General features: G+C 47.7%; 20 protein-coding genes. 14 read left to right on the top strand and 6 right to left on the bottom strand.

Features of this window, described 5'->3' with window-relative positions:
* Positions 1-29: 29 nt before the first annotated feature.
* On the top strand, positions 30-1184 hold the full coding sequence (ftsW, locus tag SB847_RS13930) for a putative lipid II flippase FtsW (RefSeq protein WP_015418402.1): 1155 nt from the start codon (positions 30-32) through the stop codon (positions 1182-1184).
* Positions 1185-1236: 52 nt separating this feature from the next.
* On the opposite strand, the gene SB847_RS13925 is transcribed toward ftsW, so the two are convergent.
* Positions 1237-1587, bottom strand: a complete 351-nt coding sequence (locus tag SB847_RS13925; RefSeq protein ID WP_003151222.1) for a P-II family nitrogen regulator — start codon at positions 1585-1587, stop codon at positions 1237-1239.
* Positions 1588-1604: 17 nt separating this feature from the next.
* The gene (locus tag SB847_RS13920; RefSeq protein WP_003151223.1) at positions 1605-2816 is read right to left on the bottom strand and encodes an ammonium transporter; all 1212 of its coding nucleotides are present in this window, start codon (positions 2814-2816) and stop codon (positions 1605-1607) included.
* Positions 2817-3068: 252 nt separating this feature from the next.
* Between SB847_RS13920 and SB847_RS13915 the strand changes: the two genes are divergently transcribed.
* From SB847_RS13915 to SB847_RS13905, 3 genes are all read left to right on the top strand, one after another.
* Positions 3069-3635: an isochorismatase family protein gene (locus tag SB847_RS13915; RefSeq protein ID WP_007614320.1), complete on the top strand. Its 567-nt coding sequence runs from the start codon at positions 3069-3071 to the stop codon at positions 3633-3635.
* Positions 3632-4996: an MFS transporter gene (locus SB847_RS13910; RefSeq protein WP_410563905.1), complete on the top strand. Its 1365-nt coding sequence runs from the start codon at positions 3632-3634 to the stop codon at positions 4994-4996. The genes SB847_RS13915 and SB847_RS13910 overlap by 4 nt, the downstream gene beginning before the upstream one ends.
* Before the next feature lie 167 nt (positions 4997-5163).
* Positions 5164-6618, top strand: coding sequence for an NCS1 family nucleobase:cation symporter-1 (locus SB847_RS13905; protein ID WP_045209105.1), 1455 nt, complete (start codon positions 5164-5166; stop codon positions 6616-6618).
* Between the two features lie 33 nt (positions 6619-6651).
* On the opposite strand, the gene SB847_RS13900 is transcribed toward SB847_RS13905, so the two are convergent.
* Positions 6652-7848 (bottom strand): MFS transporter, encoded by a 1197-nt coding sequence (locus tag SB847_RS13900; RefSeq protein ID WP_014419077.1) that lies wholly within the window; start codon positions 7846-7848, stop codon positions 6652-6654.
* A 22-nt stretch (positions 7849-7870) separates the two neighbouring features.
* Positions 7871-8284 carry a MarR family winged helix-turn-helix transcriptional regulator gene (locus SB847_RS13895; protein WP_007407562.1) on the bottom strand — a complete coding sequence of 138 codons (414 nt, stop codon included), beginning with the start codon at positions 8282-8284 and terminating at the stop codon, positions 7871-7873.
* 331 nt (positions 8285-8615) lie between these two features.
* Here SB847_RS13895 and spoIIID point away from each other — a divergent pair, with 331 nt between their 5' ends.
* The 4 genes from spoIIID (at position 8616) to SB847_RS13875 (ending at position 11882) form a co-directional block, all read left to right on the top strand.
* Complete coding sequence (gene spoIIID / locus SB847_RS13890; RefSeq protein ID WP_003151236.1) at positions 8616-8897, top strand: sporulation transcriptional regulator SpoIIID; 282 nt, start codon at positions 8616-8618, stop codon at positions 8895-8897.
* A 180-nt stretch (positions 8898-9077) separates the two neighbouring features.
* Positions 9078-10079 (top strand): cell shape-determining protein Mbl, encoded by a 1002-nt coding sequence (gene mbl, locus SB847_RS13885; RefSeq protein WP_003151237.1) that lies wholly within the window; start codon positions 9078-9080, stop codon positions 10077-10079.
* A 159-nt stretch (positions 10080-10238) separates the two neighbouring features.
* Positions 10239-11036, top strand: coding sequence for a flagellar hook-basal body complex protein FlhO (gene flhO, locus SB847_RS13880; RefSeq protein ID WP_410563897.1), 798 nt, complete (start codon positions 10239-10241; stop codon positions 11034-11036).
* 24 nt (positions 11037-11060) lie between these two features.
* Positions 11061-11882: a flagellar hook-basal body protein gene (locus tag SB847_RS13875; RefSeq protein WP_032876942.1), complete on the top strand. Its 822-nt coding sequence runs from the start codon at positions 11061-11063 to the stop codon at positions 11880-11882.
* Between the two features lie 17 nt (positions 11883-11899).
* On the opposite strand, the gene SB847_RS13870 is transcribed toward SB847_RS13875, so the two are convergent.
* A complete protein-coding gene (locus SB847_RS13870) occupies positions 11900-12964 on the bottom strand; it encodes a tetratricopeptide repeat protein (RefSeq protein WP_007407559.1) in 1065 nt (354 codons plus the stop codon).
* A gap of 195 nt (positions 12965-13159) precedes the next feature.
* Between SB847_RS13870 and fabZ the strand changes: the two genes are divergently transcribed.
* A complete protein-coding gene (gene fabZ / locus SB847_RS13865; RefSeq protein ID WP_003151242.1) occupies positions 13160-13585 on the top strand; it encodes a 3-hydroxyacyl-ACP dehydratase FabZ in 426 nt (141 codons plus the stop codon).
* A 55-nt stretch (positions 13586-13640) separates the two neighbouring features.
* The gene (mscL, locus tag SB847_RS13860) at positions 13641-14036 is read left to right on the top strand and encodes a large conductance mechanosensitive channel protein MscL (RefSeq protein ID WP_015418395.1); all 396 of its coding nucleotides are present in this window, start codon (positions 13641-13643) and stop codon (positions 14034-14036) included.
* 47 nt (positions 14037-14083) lie between these two features.
* On the opposite strand, the gene SB847_RS13855 is transcribed toward mscL, so the two are convergent.
* Positions 14084-14494 (bottom strand): YwpF-like family protein, encoded by a 411-nt coding sequence (locus SB847_RS13855; protein WP_044802928.1) that lies wholly within the window; start codon positions 14492-14494, stop codon positions 14084-14086.
* A gap of 172 nt (positions 14495-14666) precedes the next feature.
* On the opposite strand from SB847_RS13855, the gene SB847_RS13850 reads away from it, so the two are divergent.
* The 4 genes from SB847_RS13850 to SB847_RS13835 all read left to right on the top strand — a co-directional run bounded on the left by SB847_RS13850 (position 14667) and on the right by SB847_RS13835 (position 17304).
* On the top strand, positions 14667-15020 hold the full coding sequence (locus SB847_RS13850) for a hypothetical protein (protein ID WP_003151247.1): 354 nt from the start codon (positions 14667-14669) through the stop codon (positions 15018-15020).
* 97 nt (positions 15021-15117) lie between these two features.
* The gene (locus SB847_RS13845) at positions 15118-15459 is read left to right on the top strand and encodes a single-stranded DNA-binding protein (protein ID WP_007614303.1); all 342 of its coding nucleotides are present in this window, start codon (positions 15118-15120) and stop codon (positions 15457-15459) included.
* Between the two features lie 208 nt (positions 15460-15667).
* Positions 15668-16450 (top strand): transcriptional regulator GlcR, encoded by a 783-nt coding sequence (gene glcR / locus SB847_RS13840; RefSeq protein WP_003151250.1) that lies wholly within the window; start codon positions 15668-15670, stop codon positions 16448-16450.
* Entirely contained in the window at positions 16447-17304 is an 858-nt protein-coding gene (locus SB847_RS13835; protein WP_410563890.1) for a Cof-type HAD-IIB family hydrolase, read from the top strand. Before glcR ends, SB847_RS13835 begins: the two co-directional genes overlap by 4 nt.
* Positions 17305-17314 lie beyond the last annotated feature (10 nt).

Raw genomic sequence — 17314 nt, 5'->3', positions numbered from 1 at the left:
GAAAAGAATAGCCGAAGGAGTTTTGTCCGTTGCTGAAACGTTTGAAAAACGCCGATCTGCCGCTTGTGTTTGTCATTATGCTGCTTTGCGGATTCGGCTTGTTAATGGTGTACAGCGCCAGTGATGTGATGGGGTCTCAGCGGTACGGAGATCCATCCTATTTCTTCCATAAACAAAGTACCTCTTTACTGATCGGATTATGCTTATTTCTATTTGCCGCCTGTCTGCCGTATAAGCGGTATGCGCGGCTTGTACCGCTGTTTGTGGTCGGTTCGCTGGTTTTGCTGCTGCTCGTATTGATACCGGGAATCGGGCTGGAGCGGAATTTTTCCCGCAGGTGGCTGGGAGCGGGCCCGCTTGTCGTACAGCCGTCTGAATTGGCGAAGATCGCCATGATTTTGTATTTCGCTTCGATATATACGAAAAAGCAGCCGTACATTCATCAATTTGTGAAAGGGGTTCTGCCGCCTTTAGTGATTTTGGGGACCGCTTTTCTGCTGACATTGGCGGAGCCTGATTTAGGGACGGCTTCCTTAATCCTGGCGGCGTGCGGGTCGATTTTATTATGTGCCGGCTTGAAAAAACGCCATCTGTTCGTGCTCGGCGCGACGGCGGTGTCGGGGGTTGTTTATCTCGCATTTTCCGCTTCCTATCGTGTGAAGCGTCTCGTTTCCTTTACCAATCCGTTTGGTGACGCGAACGGGGACGGCTATCAGCTGATTCAATCCTATTTTGCTATTTCCGGAGGCGGGTTTTTCGGAAGAGGACTTGGAAACAGTGTTGAAAAAATGAACTATCTGCCTGAGGCGCATACCGATTTCATTATGGCCGTGATCAGCGAAGAGCTGGGGATATTCGGTGTTCTGATCGTTTTGGGATTATATTTTGCGTTAATGCTTCTCGGCGTAAAAACGGCCGTGCGGGCTGATGACCCGTTCGGGAAGCTTCTTGCCATCGGAATTACGTTTCAATTAATGTTTCAGGTTGTATTGAATTTGGGAGCGATGAGCGGACTTCTCCCGGTTACGGGTGTGCCGCTTCCGTTTATCAGCTACGGCGGTTCTTCATTGATTATGACGCTGTTTTTGTGCGGCATACTGGTCAATATCAGTACATATGCGAAAAAACAACCCGTACGGCATAAGCGGCCTGTCCCGCATGAAAAAAAGGTTTCTTCTTTTTAATGAAGCCTGAAAAAACGCCCGGGACATTTCTGTTTCCGGGCGTTCTGCCTGTTTATAAAGCTCCTGGTCCTTCTTCTCCGGTGCGGATATTAATCGTGTTTCCGATTTCATAGACGAATATTTTGCCGTCTCCGGGCTCTCCCGTTTTCAGCACTTTCTTCGCCGTTTCCACGACTTGATCAACGGGAACCTTGCTGACAACGATTTCCACTTTCAGCCGTTCATACACATTGCTCTCAATTTTGACTCCGCGGTACAGTTCGGTGTGGGCTTTTTGAAGGCCGCAGCCGTGTACGTTGGAGAAGGTCAGCGATGTGACTCCGATTTTACCGAGTTCCTGTTTCAATGTTTCAAACTTAGCCGGACGCGTAACGATTTCTACCTTGAACATTTGACCGCTCATCTAAGCCACTCCTCACTTTATAAGTCCTGATATGCTTTTTCCCCGTGCATCGTTAAATCAAGCCCAAGTGACTCTTCTTCTTCACTGGCGCGAAGGGGAATGAACAGACCTACAATTTTAATGATAACGAAAGTGACAATAAATACAAATACATAGGTTGCCGCAATGGCCGCAATCTGCTTCCAGAGCAGTCCCGGATCGCCGTAAAACAGCCCGTTTGCCCCGCCGTCATTGACGGAAGTGGTGGCGAATAAACCGGTTGCGATGCCGCCCCATGTCCCGCCGATTCCATGCAGGCCGAAAGCGTCAAGCGCATCATCATAACCGAAAGTCTTTTTGAGCCAATACACGCCCCAGAAGCAGACAAGCCCGCCGATGAAACCGATTACGATGGAAGAGAATGGCGTAACGAACCCGGCAGCCGGCGTAATGGCGACAAGCCCGGCAATAGCGCCTGATACAGCACCCAGCATGGTCGGTTTTTTGTTCAGCATCCATTCGATTAAAATCCAGCCGATAATTCCGGCCGCAGCCGCGGTGTTTGTGTTAATGAAGGCAAACATCGCGATACTGTCAAGCGTGAGGGCACTGCCGACATTGAAGCCGAACCATCCGAACCAAATGAGCGCTCCGCCCAAGAACGTGTAAATTAAGTTGTGAGGGGAAGCCGCCGTGCCGTCCTTGCGTTTCCCGAGCACAATCGCCAGCACGAGCCCGGCGACTCCGGAAGAAATGTGGACGACGTTTCCGCCTGCGAAGTCAAGAGCGCCCATTTGGCCGATCCAGCCGCCGCCCCATACCCAGTGCGCAACGGGGGTATATACGAGGGAAGCCCACAAAAAGGAAAATACAAGAAAAGCACTGAATCTCATGCGTTCAGCAAATGCTCCGGAAATAATGGCCGTCGTCAGTACGGCAAACGTCATTTGGAACATCATGAACAAGGAATGCGGGATCGTATCACTGTAGCTTCCGGGTTCAAAGCCGACCCCCTTCAGCCCCGCCCATTCAATCCCGCCAAGCCATGTATTCCCGGGGGCAAAAGCAAGTGAATATCCGTACAAAACCCAAACGACGGATACGATGGCGAGAGAAGAAAAACTATGCATCGCCGTGCTGAGCACGTTTTTGCTTTTTACCATTCCGCCGTAAAACAAAGCCAGCCCGGGGGTCATCAGCCACACGAGTAAAGCACAAAAGAACATAAATACTGTATCGCCCATCTGCATGTTGTATTCCTCCGTCTCATTCAGAATGTAATTGTGATTAATTCATTATTATAGAGAAAAAAGAACGATAAAACATTTTCGTGTAAGGTTATCTGACATGGTTTTTTGCGTTCATAATACTGTTTTTTCAAATGGGTGCCGTGCGACTTTATATCCATAAAAAGAGCGCCGGAGCACGGCGGAAGAAATCCTGTCCGGGAAAGAGTAAAATAAACGGGGTGAGAAACACTAACTGCATCAGGAGGAATCATTATGACAACATCATTAAATCTGCAATTTGAAAAAACGGCTTTGGTCATTATTGATTTACAAAAAGGCATTGTGCCGATGGATAAGAGCGGTACCGTTGTGCCGAACGCGAAAAAATTAATTGATGTGTTCCGGGAAAAAGGCGGATTTATCAGCTTTGTGAACGTGGATTTTCATGACGGAGCGGATGCGCTGAAGCCGCTGACGGATGAAGAGGCGGCGGGGCATTCGGCTCCGCCGGCGGATTGGGCTGAATTTGTGCCTGAAATCGGAGTGAAAGAAAACGATTATACGGTAACAAAACGGCAGTGGGGCGCGTTTTTCGGCACGGACCTGGACCTTCAGCTCAGAAGACGGGGAATCGACACGATTGTGCTATGCGGGATTGCGACAAACATCGGTGTGGAAAGCACGGCGCGAGAAGCTTTTCAGCTCGGGTATCAGCAAGTTTTCGTAACTGACGCGATGGCGACATTCAGCGATGAACAGCACGAAGCGACACTCAAGTTTATCTTCCCGAAAATCGGCAGAAGCCGGACGACGGAAGAATTTATCGCACAGACAAAATGACAATCTCCAAAAAAAGCCGCGTCCTGTTTTTGACGGCCGTGGCTTCGGGGACGATGCTGAACCCATTGAACTCGTCGATGATTTCTCTTGCGCTTCACAGTATTCAGCATGCATTTCACCTGTCGTTTACAACGGTGTCCTGGCTGATATCGTCCTTTTATCTTGCCAGCGCGGTGGCGCAGCCTGTTACCGGGAAACTCGGTGATATGCTCGGCAGGAAGAAGCTGTTTTTGATCGGGCTTCTGCTTGTTGCCGTCTCGGCGGTCGGCGCGCCGTTTGCGCCGACTTTTATGACTTTGCTGATCATGCGGCTTTTTCAATCGATCGGAAGCAGCGCGATATATCCGTCCGGCGTCGGATTGATCCGTTCAAATATACAGGAGAAGCAGGCTTCGGCGCTGGCCGTCCTGTCAATCTTTGCATCAGCCATGACGGCGCTCGGTCCGACTCTCGGCGGTTTTCTGATCGTTTGGGGAGGGTGGCCGGCAATCTTTTTCGTCAATCTGCCGTTTATCATTCTCAGCTTTTTTCTCGGAATGTATATGTTTCCGAAAGATGAAAAACGCGAGATCGGCGGCTTGAAAGGCGTGCTCCGCCAGCTTGATACGATCGGGATACTCCTGTTTGCCGGAGCGATTATCCTTCTCCTGTCGTTTTTATTGTCCTTCAGTACGAAGCCTCACTATACAGAAGGCGTATTCGGGCTTTTGTTTGTCGGGCTCTTTATCTGGCGCGAGCTGAAAACAGAGAAGCCGTTTATTGATGTCAGGCTGTTTAAAACGCATCGGAAACTATCGTCGGTGTATATTCAATTTATTTTGCTGAATATATTCTTTTACTGCATCTTTTTCGGGCTTCCGAGCTATTTTCAGGATGAAATGCATTTGTCCGTTCAGACAAGCGGATTGATTATGCTGTTTATGTCGGGCATGAGTATTCTGGTGTCGCCCCTGACCGGAAAATGGATAGATAAGAAAGGGCTTCTTCAGCCGATTGTTGCCGGAACCTGTCTGACCGCGATCGGGGCGGTGCTGTTAACGTTTTTCTTTCTTCAGGCGCCTATGATAGGAAAAGGGCTGATCCTGTCCGTGCTGGGTGTCGGCTACGGCTTCGGAAATGTCACGTTTCAGGCGGCCATGCTGAAAACGAGCCCCGCCGACATGGTCGGAACAACGTCCGGCCTGTTTCAGACCTGCCGGTATCTCGGTTCGATTTTGTCTTCTGTCATTTTGGGCATTCTTTTCGGAAAAGAAATTACCGCCGGCCATTTTCATATGCTCGGCACGATTCTTATCGTTGTCGGCGCTGTAAGCCTTTTGATGGCATTCCGGTTTTCGGTTCTCCTCAAAAAAGCCTCTTAACAGGCAGGCGCAACAAAAAGAGACGGGCTCTCCCCGTCTCTTTTTTTGTGTAATGTGCTCAAAAATCAAAACGATTATTGTCGACAGCGACCAATGTTATTTACGGAATTTTCAGTTATATTTTATCACATGTGATGTAAGGAAAACGTACATGTGGGAGGGAGAAAATGAAAAAAACAACGAGTGATCGGCTGAGCAACAAAGATTTACTGCCTTTAGAAGACGGCGAACGGACATGGAAAGCGGTGAATTTTGCATCCATCTGGATGGGCTGTATTCATAATATCCCGACCTACGCGACTGTGGGCGGGCTCATTGCGATCGGCCTTTCTCCGTGGCAGGTGCTCGCCATTATCGTGACGGCGTCACTCATTTTGTTCGCCGCTTTGGCCTTGAACGGCCATGCCGGAACGAAATACGGCCTGCCGTTTCCGGTCATTATCAGGGCTTCTTACGGAATATACGGCGCTAACATTCCGGCGCTTCTCAGGGCGTTTACAGCCATCATGTGGCTCGGAATTCAAACATTTGCCGGGAGCACGGCTTTACACATTCTGCTTTTGAACATATGGCCGGGCTGGGGGAGCCTCGGCGGAGATTGGAATATATTCGGGCTTCATCTGCCGGGCTTTCTGTCGTTCATTTTCTTTTGGGGCATTCATCTGCTTGTGCTGCGGCACGGCATGGAATCAATCAAAAAATTTGAAGTGTGGGCGGGCCCGCTTGTTTATCTCGTCTTCGGCGGCATGGTCTGGTGGGCGATAGATATTGCCGGCGGGCTCGGACCGATTTACTCACAGCCGGGAAAGTTCCATACCTTTTCTGAAACGTTTTGGCCGTTTGCAGCAGGGGTGACGGGCATTATCGGGATATGGGCGACATTGATTCTGAATATTCCTGACTTCACCCGGTTCGCCGCGTCGCAAAAAGAACAGATTCGCGGCCAGTTTTACGGCCTGCCGGGAACGTTTGCGCTGTTCGCGTTTGCGAGCATTACAGTGACATCCGGATCACAGGTAGCATTCGGAGAACCGATTTGGGATGTGGTGGAGATTTTGGCCCGGTTTGATAATCCTTTTGTTATCGCTCTTTCGGTCATCACGCTTTGCATCGCCGCCGTCTCGGTTAACGTGGCGGCAAACATCGTGTCACCGGCCTATGACTTGGCGAATGTCCTGCCGAAGTATATTACATTCAGAAGGGGAGGATATTTGACCGCTGTTCTGGCCCTGTTCACAATACCGTGGAAGCTGATGGAGAGCGCCACGAATGTTTATGCGTTTCTCGGGCTCATCGGCGGGATGCTCGGACCGGTGGCCGGGGTGATGATGGCTGATTATTTTATCATCAGAAAAAGGCAGCTCTCAGTTGAAGACCTTTATTCGGAAACCGGACAGTACACTTATTACAAAGGCTATAATTACCGGGCCTTTGCCGCGACTTTTCTCGGCGCGTTTATTTCTTTAATCGGGATGTACGTCCCGGCGTTCGCCGGCATCTATGATATCTCCTGGTTTGCGGGTGTCATTTTGTCATGTCTTGGTTATACGGCGCTTATGTACATTCATCCTCCTTATGTAAAAGCGGCGGGACGAATCGCGCAGGAAAGAGCGGCCGAATAAAAAAGCCGGGGCTGCCCCCGGCTTTTTGTCATATCAGTCTGCGATTGAAACGTTTCCGTCCGCTTCAAGCGGCGTTCTTTTTTTCTGGCTCCAGCCATACAGGAGTAAAGCAATCAGGACGAACAGCCCCGCGGCCAGATAAATCGAATGGAATCCGGCCGAAGCGACGAAGAGGCCGAATACATAGGACCCGCCGGCAATCCCGCTGTCAAAGAAAGTGAAGAAGGTAGCCGTCGCAAAGCCTGAACGGTGTCCGGGCGAGTTCTGAATCGCCAGCGTCTGCATACACGGTACGATAGAGCCGTATCCGAGACCGATTACGGCACCGGACAAGAGAAGCATGAGGGCGCTGTTTGTCATCGCCAGCATGCAAAGCCCTGCGGAGAACACGATAATCGACGGATAGATGACGATTCCCGGTCCCACTCTGTCAAACAGCTTTCCTGTGAAAGGGCGGGCGGCCATCATCGTTACGGCGAAACAGACGAAGAAATAGCCGCTGACATCCAACAGGTGGATCGTCTTTGCATAAACGGATAAATATGAAGTCACACTTGAATAACAGAAAGAAATGGACAACCCGACAATCGCGATTTTAAGCGCGCCTTTTTCAAACATGTCGGAGAAAGAAAAACGGAAGACAGTCGTTCCGCTGTTGTTTTGATCCGGCACACGAATCATAAAAGCAATCAGCAAGCCTAAAGAAACAAATACAGCAAAAATCGTAAAGAAAACCGGAAACGAAATGACTTTCACAAGGCTCAGCCCGAGAAACGGACCGATCGCCATGGCAAGGTTCATAGACATCGCAAAATAACCGAGCCCCTCGCCGCGCCGCTTGGCGGGAATAATGTCAGCGGCAATTGCGCCCGTAACCGTCGTTAAAATGCTGAACCAGATGCCTTGGAAAAAACGCAGTCCGAGCAGCAGATAGAAATTGTGTATCGGCAAATACAGATAAGAAGACAGGGCGAACAGCGCCAAGGATACAATCGTCATTCTTTTCTTGCCGAACCGTTCAATAATCGCCCCTGAAAAAGGACGGGTGATAATAGCAGATAACAGGAAAAGGCTGATCAAAAGCCCTCCCTGCGATTCACTGCCGCCAAGCTCCTGAATCATATAGATAGGCAGCACGGCCAAAAATGTATAAAAGAACACAAAGACAAATAAATTCACGAGTACGACCATAATAAAATCTTTGGTCCAGATCGAGTCAGATTTACTCAAAAGTACAGCACTTCCCTTTTTATTATTTCGTTAAAAACACATTCAGAAACTCAGAAAAAGCTTCCTTATCTCCATCCTGGAAATCCGCAAGCATGTCTTCCTCGAACTTCAGCATCTCTTGATTGATGCTGTCGTATTTCAATTCAGCTTCCTTCGTCAGGACGACGAGCTTTTCCCGCTTGTCTTCTCCCTGTTCCCGCTGAATCCAGCCGTTTTCTTCAAGGCGTTTGATCGTTCTGGTAACGGTCGGCGCCTCAACGTTCAGATAGGACCAGATTTCTTTTTGGGTCATCGGTCCGATCGTTTTTAAGCAATATAGGATTGACCATTGAGAGGAGTACAGGCCGAATGGTTCCAGCCGTTCATTGGCTTTCTTCGTAATCAGGCGGGCGCATTGATTGATTTGGTGAATGAGGCGTCTGTTGACGTGGATCATTTCCGTTCTCCTTTTCAAAAAACTTACCTAAGTAACTAATTGTGCTGTTTCATTCTACAGCAGGATCGCGCGGATGTAAACCCCCCGATCAAAAAGCAGAAAATTATGACCCGCCCCTTGTCCTTATTGAGTTTTTAGCATATTCCCAATTCATTGCTAATACACTGTTACAAACCTATCAAAGAGAGTGTTTGAGGTGAGGGATCGTGGGCATATTTCTAAAACCTTCTTATATAATCGGACAACGAAGAAGCTGCATCATCAGTGAATCTGTTACAGAATACGGATCTCATTTCACACTTCTCACATCCAACTGGGGAGGTCGAGTGGTGTGCACGATTACATCAAAGAGCGAACAATCAAGATTGGTAAGTATATCGTGGAGACGAAAAAAACCGTTCGTGTCATTGCGAAAGAGTTTGGTGTTTCCAAAAGTACCGTACACAAAGATCTGACAGAGCGCCTGCCTGAAATCAATCCTGACTTGGCGAATGAAGTAAAAGAAATACTCGATTATCATAAATCCATCAGACATTTAAGAGGGGGAGAGGCGACGAAATTAAAGTACAAGAAGGATGAAATTCTTGAAGGGGAGCCCGTTCAGCAGCCGTAGCGCCTGACGTCTGCCGGGCCCTTTTTTCTCCTCCCGGGCGGTTTCGCGAATATCCGCAAAATTTTGTCAAGAACTTATATCGTTCAGCAGCTTTTTTTTGATAAATTATGATAATATATATAATTAGGGCACAATGTGGATATTTTACTGTGAAACAGATATCAAGGAGGATATAAATAGATGTTTGCAAGGGATATTGGAATTGACCTCGGTACTGCAAATGTACTGATCCATGTAAAAGGAAAAGGAATTGTTCTGAATGAGCCTTCCGTTGTGGCACTTGATAAAAACAGCGGCAAAGTGCTGGCTGTCGGTGAAGAAGCCAGACGAATGGTTGGACGTACACCTGGGAATATTGTTGCGATCCGTCCGCTGAAAGACGGCGTAATCGCAGACTTCGAAGTAACAGAAGCCATGCTGAAACATTTCATTAATAAGCTGAATGTAAAAGGACTTTTCTCAAAACCGCGCATGCTGATCTGCTGCCCGACGAATATTACATCCGTTGAGCAAAAAGCGATTAAAGAAGCAGCTGAAAAAAGCGGCGGAAAGCATGTGTACCTTGAAGAAGAACCGAAAGTTGCCGCTATCGGCGCGGGTATGGAAATCTTCCAGCCGAGCGGTAACATGGTTGTTGACATCGGAGGCGGTACGACAGATATCGCAGTTATTTCTATGGGCGATATTGTCACCTCCTCTTCTATTAAGATGGCTGGGGACAAGTTTGACATGGAAATCTTAAATTATATCAAACGCGAGTATAAGCTGCTGATCGGTGAACGTACCGCTGAAGATATTAAGGTGAAGGTCGCAACGGTTTTCCCAGACGCACGTCATGAAGAAATCACCATCCGCGGCCGTGACATGGTTTCCGGTCTGCCGAGAACGATTACAGTAAACAGCAAAGAAGTAGAAGAAGCCCTTCGTGAATCAGTTGCCGTCATTGTGCAGGCCGCCAAGCAGGTTCTTGAAAGAACACCGCCTGAATTGTCCGCTGACATCATCGACCGCGGCGTTATCATTACCGGCGGGGGAGCGCTGTTAAACGGGCTTGACCAGCTTCTTGCCGAAGAGCTGAGGGTGCCTGTTCTTGTAGCTGAGAACCCGATGGATTGTGTTGCGGTCGGAACCGGCGTCATGCTGGATAACATGGACAAGCTTCCAAAACGCAAACTGAGCTGATGATAAAACCTCATTCTGAAAAAGAATGGGGTTTTTTTCTGTCAAACCCTTCACGAACGTGAATGTAAATCCGATAATAAGAAAAAATGCTGATTTTCATTATAGAACAAATGTTCCGGTGAGGCAACTGGAAATAATGCTATTTCAGAGGTGGAAGACTTGTTAAAAGGATTATATACCGCAACGTCCGCAATGATTACACAGCAGAGAAGAACGGAAATGCTGTCAAATAACATCGCAAACGCGAATACATCAGGGTACAAAGAGGATCAAGGTTCAATCCGCGCCTTTCCCGAGATGCTTCTGAGCCGAATAGAAGGCGATAAAAAAACGAAAATCGGTTCCGTCAACACAGGCGTATACATGCAGGAGCTGAAACCGTTGTTTACGCAGGGAAGCCTGAAAACGACCGATCAGCCGACGGATATCGCACTGATGGAGAATCAGGTTCCCAAGAATGCCGAAACGAATGAAAACGCCGAGCTGTTTTATCCCGTGCAGACCGCAGGCGGCGTCCGCTATTCAAAAAGCAGCACTTTCTCATTAAATGAAAACAATCAGCTTACGATAAACGGAAACCTTGTGTTATCAACAAACGGACAGCCGATTACAGTCGACAATGAAAAATTCACCGTATCAGAAAACGGAACGGTCACGACAAACGGCCGGCCGGCGGGGCAGATTGATATCAAGATGGAAGAAGACGTGCGCAATCTGAAACGGGACGGCAATGACCTATACAGCACGGCCGACGGCTCTGAACTGCCGAGCGCGGCGGCGAATCCCCAAGTCTCGTATTCATTAAAGCAAGGCGTCTCGGAGCTTTCGAACGTGGACGTGACGAGCACGTATACAGAAATGACGGAAGCATACAGATCATTTGAAGCCAATCAAAAAGTCATTCAGGCTTACGATAAAAGCATGGATAAAGCCGCAAATGAAATCGGCAAAGTGTAACAAAATGGGGGACATTCAATTATGATGCTCAGATCAATGCTGACGGCTTCAACAGCCTTAAATCAGCTTCAGCAGCAGATGGATACAGTCAGCAGCAACCTTTCAAACAGTGATACGACAGGCTATAAAGCGAGGGACTCCCGCTTTTCCGAGCTGATCAGACAGCAGTATGACCATATAGATGACAAAAAGGAAAATTCGCCGAACATGCGGAAAACGCCGCCCGGCCTGCGTCTCGGCGCCGGAACGGTCATGACTCCGCAGCTGGACTCAGGGCAGGGAAGCATCAAAAAAACCGACCGTGACCTTGATATCGCGTTCACATCACCTTATCAATATCTTCAGGCAGAAGCGGACGGACGGCGGGTGTATACAAGGGACGGCTCACTTTCCCTCAAGCCGGCCGGCGGAAATGACCGGCTGCTTCAGCTGATGACAGCGGGAGGCAATCCCATTCTCGATGAGAACGGTCAGCCCATACAAATTGACAGTTCGCTGACTCAGCTGAAAATCAGCAAAACCGGAACGCTGACTGCTTCAGACCAGGCGGGAACCCGTTCGCAGACGTTTAATCTCGGCATTGTCAATGTCAATAATCCTCAGGCGCTTCATGCGGAAGGGGATAATCTGTTTTCCGTAAACGGCGCGGGGGCTTCAGCGATTGAAGAGCTTACCGGCGCAAACCGGCAGGCAATCGGCATGGAGCAGGGCGCGCTTGAAGGTTCAAATGTCGATATGTCAAAAGAAATGACCGACTTAATCGTGTCTCAGCGTTCCTATCAGCTGAACAGCCGCACGATTACATTGGGAGACCAAATGCTGGGCTTAATCAACTCAGTCAGATAAAAGAAGGGGCGTTTTGATCAGCCGCGCATGATAAAAAATGCGGCTTTCTCAAAATCGCCCTTTTTTTTGTAGTAATCAGTAATATCCTGAAGCAGCACTTCCAAATCCACCCACGCTTCAATTTTCTGCAGCTCCAGCACAAGCTTCTGCAATCGGTCGTACGGGTCCTCCTGAGCGGTGTACAATATGTTGAGCGCGGTCAGCTTCAATTTCATAATCTTGTTCTGCACTTTTTCAGATATGTATAAACCTTTCTGCAGCACGGTTTGTCCTTCGGCGGCAGATCCGGTTTTAAAAAGTGCTCTAACCGCTTCGTATACACAATGCAGGTAGGAAACGGGAGACTCTTTCTCGAAACGCTGATTGCCCAATACCTTTTTGTAAAAAGGGAGGGCCTCTTTATCTTTTTTCTGGGCGGTCTTTAAAAAACCAAAATTATAATAGGCGTGGCACAGCAGGTTATTGTCATTGATCCGGTCCGTTATCTTTATGGATTCATTAAAGAGCTGTTCTGCGTCGTCATAGCGTGCCTCGTCTATATAATTCACGGCGAGAAGCAGGCGGCAGCTGAGCGTTTTTTTGATGTAGCCGGCTTCATCTTGATAGATTTCCAGCGCTTTATTGACATATTGAATGGAGAGCGCAGGCGACTTCATCATGTAATATGCACCCGCTGTTTTATAATAAAATTCAGCGGCTTCGAAACGGTCCTGAATGGCCGGCAGGTACTGTTCAGCTTCTTTAAAGCGGCAGACAGCACGGTTCGGAGCGCCATTCACCATATGGAATAACCCTTTGAAAAAATAGAAATAATAAGTTAATTCATGATCCATCTCATCTTTGCGCCGCTTCAGCTCGCAGAACAGCTTATTCAGACCGTCTTTTTTCTCAAACAGCAGCTGAAACCGTGCGAAAAACAGCTGATATCTGAGTTTGAGCTTTGCATTCTTTTGTAATTTGGGGAGATGCTGATTGATTTGTTCGTGAAGGGAACGGGCTAGATCGAATTGGCGTTTTCCCATGGCGTCATACCACTCATTCAGCATCACCAGCGTACGTTTTTCAGTAAACTTAGCAATCATCTTCCAACCTCTTTGCATAGGGTAAAAGTCTTTATTTATCATAACACATTAATGGACGAGGCTCATTGCCAGCTGGTTACAGTTTACAGCGCGGTTGAAAAAGAAATTGATTCATAATATACTTCCAAATGTACAGATTGGTTGCCACATATGCCTTCTATACATACTATTGTCGATGAAGGAGATGTCAAGAGAATGCTTGATACTCAGCAAATTAAAGAAATTATTCCCCATCGTTATCCGTTTCTTCTGGTAGACAGAATTACGGAAGTCGAAGAAGGAAAACGGGCGGCGGGATATAAAAATGTGACGGCGAATGAAGATTTTTTCAACGGCCATTTTCCTGAATACCCTGTTATGCCGGGCGTATTAATCGTGGAGGCTTTGGCGCAGGTCGGAGCGGTTGCGATGCTGATTAAAGAAGAAAACCGGGGCAGACTCGCATTTTTTGCGGGGATTGATAACTGCCGTTTCAAAAAGCAGGTAAAACCGGGTGACAAGCTGGAGCTTGAGGTTGATATTACCCGCGCGCGCGGTACGATCGGACGCGGCAAAGGCGTTGCCAAAGTTGACGGCGAGCTCGTGTGTGAAGCTGAATTAACCTTTGCGCTCGGAGAATAAAAGCAAACAAATGGGCTTATAAAAAGCCCATTTTGTATAGAAAGGGGTGAATGTGATGTGGTCAGAATTTAAAAGCTTTGCGATGCGGGGCAATATCATGGATCTGGCTATCGGTGTCGTCATCGGCGGCGCTTTCGGCAAAATCGTGACGTCGCTCGTTGAAGACATCATCATGCCGCTGGTCGGCCTGCTTCTTGGCGGTCTTGACTTTTCAGGACTGGCCGTGACATTCGGCGATGCTCATATCAAGTACGGAAGCTTCATTCAAACGATTGTGAACTTCTTTATTATTTCATTTTCTATTTTTATCGTGATTCGCACAATAGGCAAGCTGAGACGTAAAAAAGAAGCAGAAGAAGAGGCTGAAGAAGCAGAAGACACAGATCAGCAGACAGAACTGCTGACTGAAATCAGAGATCTGCTGAAACAGCGGGCTCCTCACAATGACTAGGGCACAAAAAAAGGCTGGATGATTAACGTCCGGCCTTTTTCATATGATTATAATTTTTGTTTGAACGCTTCAATCAGCCGGCTGCCCGAGTAGCCTTCTTTCACGAGCGACTCCAGAATGCTTTCTGATCCGGGGTGGTTTCTTGACACCATTTGACCGTAAATTAAAACTTGTATACTTCTTTCCAGCTGGACGATATTTTTGATGCTTCCCGTCAGTTGGGCGGGGCGGTTGCTTTTTTTCGTAATCGTTACAAACACCTTCGCTTCTTTCTGGCTTTTCATCAGCATGTCAAAAAAAGACAAGTGTTCGGCCGGGACCAGTGCTTCAATTAACCAATGATTTTCTCCGTCCTCTTTATTGATAATCAATCCGTCTAAAAGGGGAAACTGTTCAATCGGCTGATCGTCTTTATCTAAACGTTCCACATTCAGATCAACCAGTTTAAAGGTTTTCATCTCTTATTTTCACCCCTGTTGTCCATGTTTTTCGTTCATTTATTATAACACATATCATTTTTCCCGGGAAAATGCTGTAAGACATGCTTCATCATTTTTGTAGGCGGTCAACATTTAATCATTTCTATTTTTTCATTATAATGTAAAAGAATATGGTCATGGAGAGATGCTTATGAATCAATTGCGCCTGAAGGAAATCTATATAGAAGACGGTTCAAGGCGAAAAGACGATCATTCCTACTTGGTATGCAAAAAGGAAGATTGTGAGGTGCATCTTAACAGAAGAGGAAATGTCGTCTTTTTATATGAAACAAAAGACCGCATGGAACAGTATAAAATTCAGCTTTCACTGACTGATAAAAAGCTGAGTTTTTACTGGTTCGCATGGGACGGCGGAAAGTTTGTCCGCATGTTTGAGAAAGACTGGCTCAAAACGAAACTTTTCTCGCGGCTGCTCAAAAATACATATTACATAAGCGGTCAAAAACAAAAGTTTTTTTTATCAGAAAGAAAAACGAAAACATAAGAGCAGCCTGAACGGATAACGGTTTTATCCGCTTTTTGCTTTCACGAGCCCTTGTACTACAATGAAGCCAGCCTCGAAAAAGAGAGGAGGATACGGCTTGTTTAACCACGTTATGCTTGTCGGCCGGCTGACGAAAGACCCGGAGCTCCGTTTTACATCAGCGGGCATTCCCGTCGCGCATATTACGTTGGCGGTAAACCGCAATTTTAAAAGCGCTTCGGGTGAAACCGGAACCGATTTCGTCAACTGCACCATCTGGAGAAAAAACGCTGAAAACACGGCATTGTACTGCCAAAAAGGGTCAATGGTCGGTGTAAGCGGCAGAATCCAGACGAGAAGCTATGAAAAGACAGACGGCGTAAAAGTTTATGTGACCGAGGTCATGGCTGATACCGTTCGGTTTATGGATCAAAAACAGAAAGAGCCGCTGGCTGAATAGCATTCTTTTTTCCTCGATTTCCCGCCTTTCAGCGGGCCCCGCAATACCTCCTTCCCACTCGCCAGTCGAAAGACTGGTTTTTTTGTGCGGGAGCTAAAAAATGGTTAAAAAGAAGTGATTTCGCTTATGAATACTTAAAAACATTGAATATATTGGGATAAAAACTTATAATTACTTACAGATAAGTGACGAAAAAGGGAATGAGGACGTGTATCAAGAAGAAAGACTGATTGCGATAATGGAATATTTGAAACAGCACCGGCGGATTACCGCGGAACAGATATGTTCGCTGCTTCATATTTCAAGAGATACCGCAAGAAGGGACCTTGTAAAGCTGAAAGAGCGCGGGGCCATTATCAGAACACGGGGCGGCGCGATTCTGCCGTCGGTGAATCAGGAGGTTCCTGGCTATTCGGGCCGGCTGAAAACTGTTTCTGAAGAGAAAAACAAAATCGGCAAGCTGGCCGCATCCCTGATCCATAAAGGAGACCGGATCATTCTGGACACCTCGACAACCGTGCAGGCCTGCGCGGAGCATTTAAATGTCACCGGCTGCACTGTTATTACAAATTCGATCAATCAGGCCGATATCCTTTCCGCAAAAGAGGGAATTGATATTCACCTGCTCGGCGGAAAGCTCCAGAAGGAACACCGGTTTTTATACGGGGCTTCCGTCGTAGAAAAACTGGGGGATTATCACGCCGATAAGGTGCTGATCGGCGTTGTCGGCATCTCGGAAAACGGTCTGACGATACCTCACGAAGAAGACGGCATGGTAAAGCGTAAAATGATCCGACAGGCGGAACAGGTGATTGCGCTGAGCGATCACTCCAAGCTTGGCCGTACGAGTTTTTATCAGTATGCAGACCTGCACGAGGTTGACCTGCTGATTACCGATCGGCTGCCTGATCAGGATTTTTGCGATCTGCTCGACCGGCACGGCGTAGAATTGCTTGTAACTGAATCTGAAGAAGAGGATGAGGACATGTGAAACTGATTGCCATAGATCTGGACGGCACACTGCTGAACAGCAGTCATCAAGTAAGCGTTGAAAATGAGCGGGCTTTAAGGGAAGCCCGGCAAGCGGGAATTGAAATCGTGGTTTCCACGGGACGCGCGCATTTTGACGTGCACTCCATCTTCGAACCGCTCGGCATAAAAACATGGATTATCAGCGCAAACGGAGCCGCCATTCATGCTCCTGACGGCAGCCTGTACCACTGTGATGCGATTGAAGAAACAAGAGCCCGCGGGATTTTGTCATGGCTTGAAGAGAATCAATATTACTATGAGGTGTTTACAAACAAAGCCATCTATACGCCTGAAACCGGCAGGCAGCTGCTCGATATCGAAATGGACCGGGTGAAAAGCGCCAATCCGGAAACCGATCTTTCCGTTTTGGAACAGGCGGCTTCAGTGCAATACAGCCAGTCCGGCTTTGCTTACATTCATTCATACCGTGAGCTCTTTGAGAAAGAAGAGCATCTGGATTTTTATAATATTCTCGGATTTTCGTTTGATGAGCGGAAGCTGAAAGCGGGCTGGGACCGATTCAGCGGTCAGAAAGATCTCACCCTTGTCAGCTCTGCCGATCACAACTTCGAACTGGCGTCTCGAAACGCCTCTAAAGGGCAGGCGCTCAAACGGCTGGCGCAAAAGCTCGGCATTCCGATGGCTGAAACCGCCGCGGTCGGTGACAGCTTAAATGACTATTCAATGCTTCAGGCGGCCGGAAAAGGCATAGCGATGGGGAATGCGAGAGAAGATATTAAAGAGATCGCTGATGCCGTTACATTGACAAATGATCAAAACGGCGTTGCGCATATGATCAGGAATTTACTGTGAAAGGTATGGC

The sequence above is a fragment of the Bacillus sp. SIMBA_026 genome, assembly GCF_046535335.1.
Taxonomy (GTDB): Bacteria; Bacillota; Bacilli; order Bacillales; family Bacillaceae; genus Bacillus; species Bacillus velezensis.
This window is presented reverse-complemented; position numbering and strand designations above follow the sequence as displayed.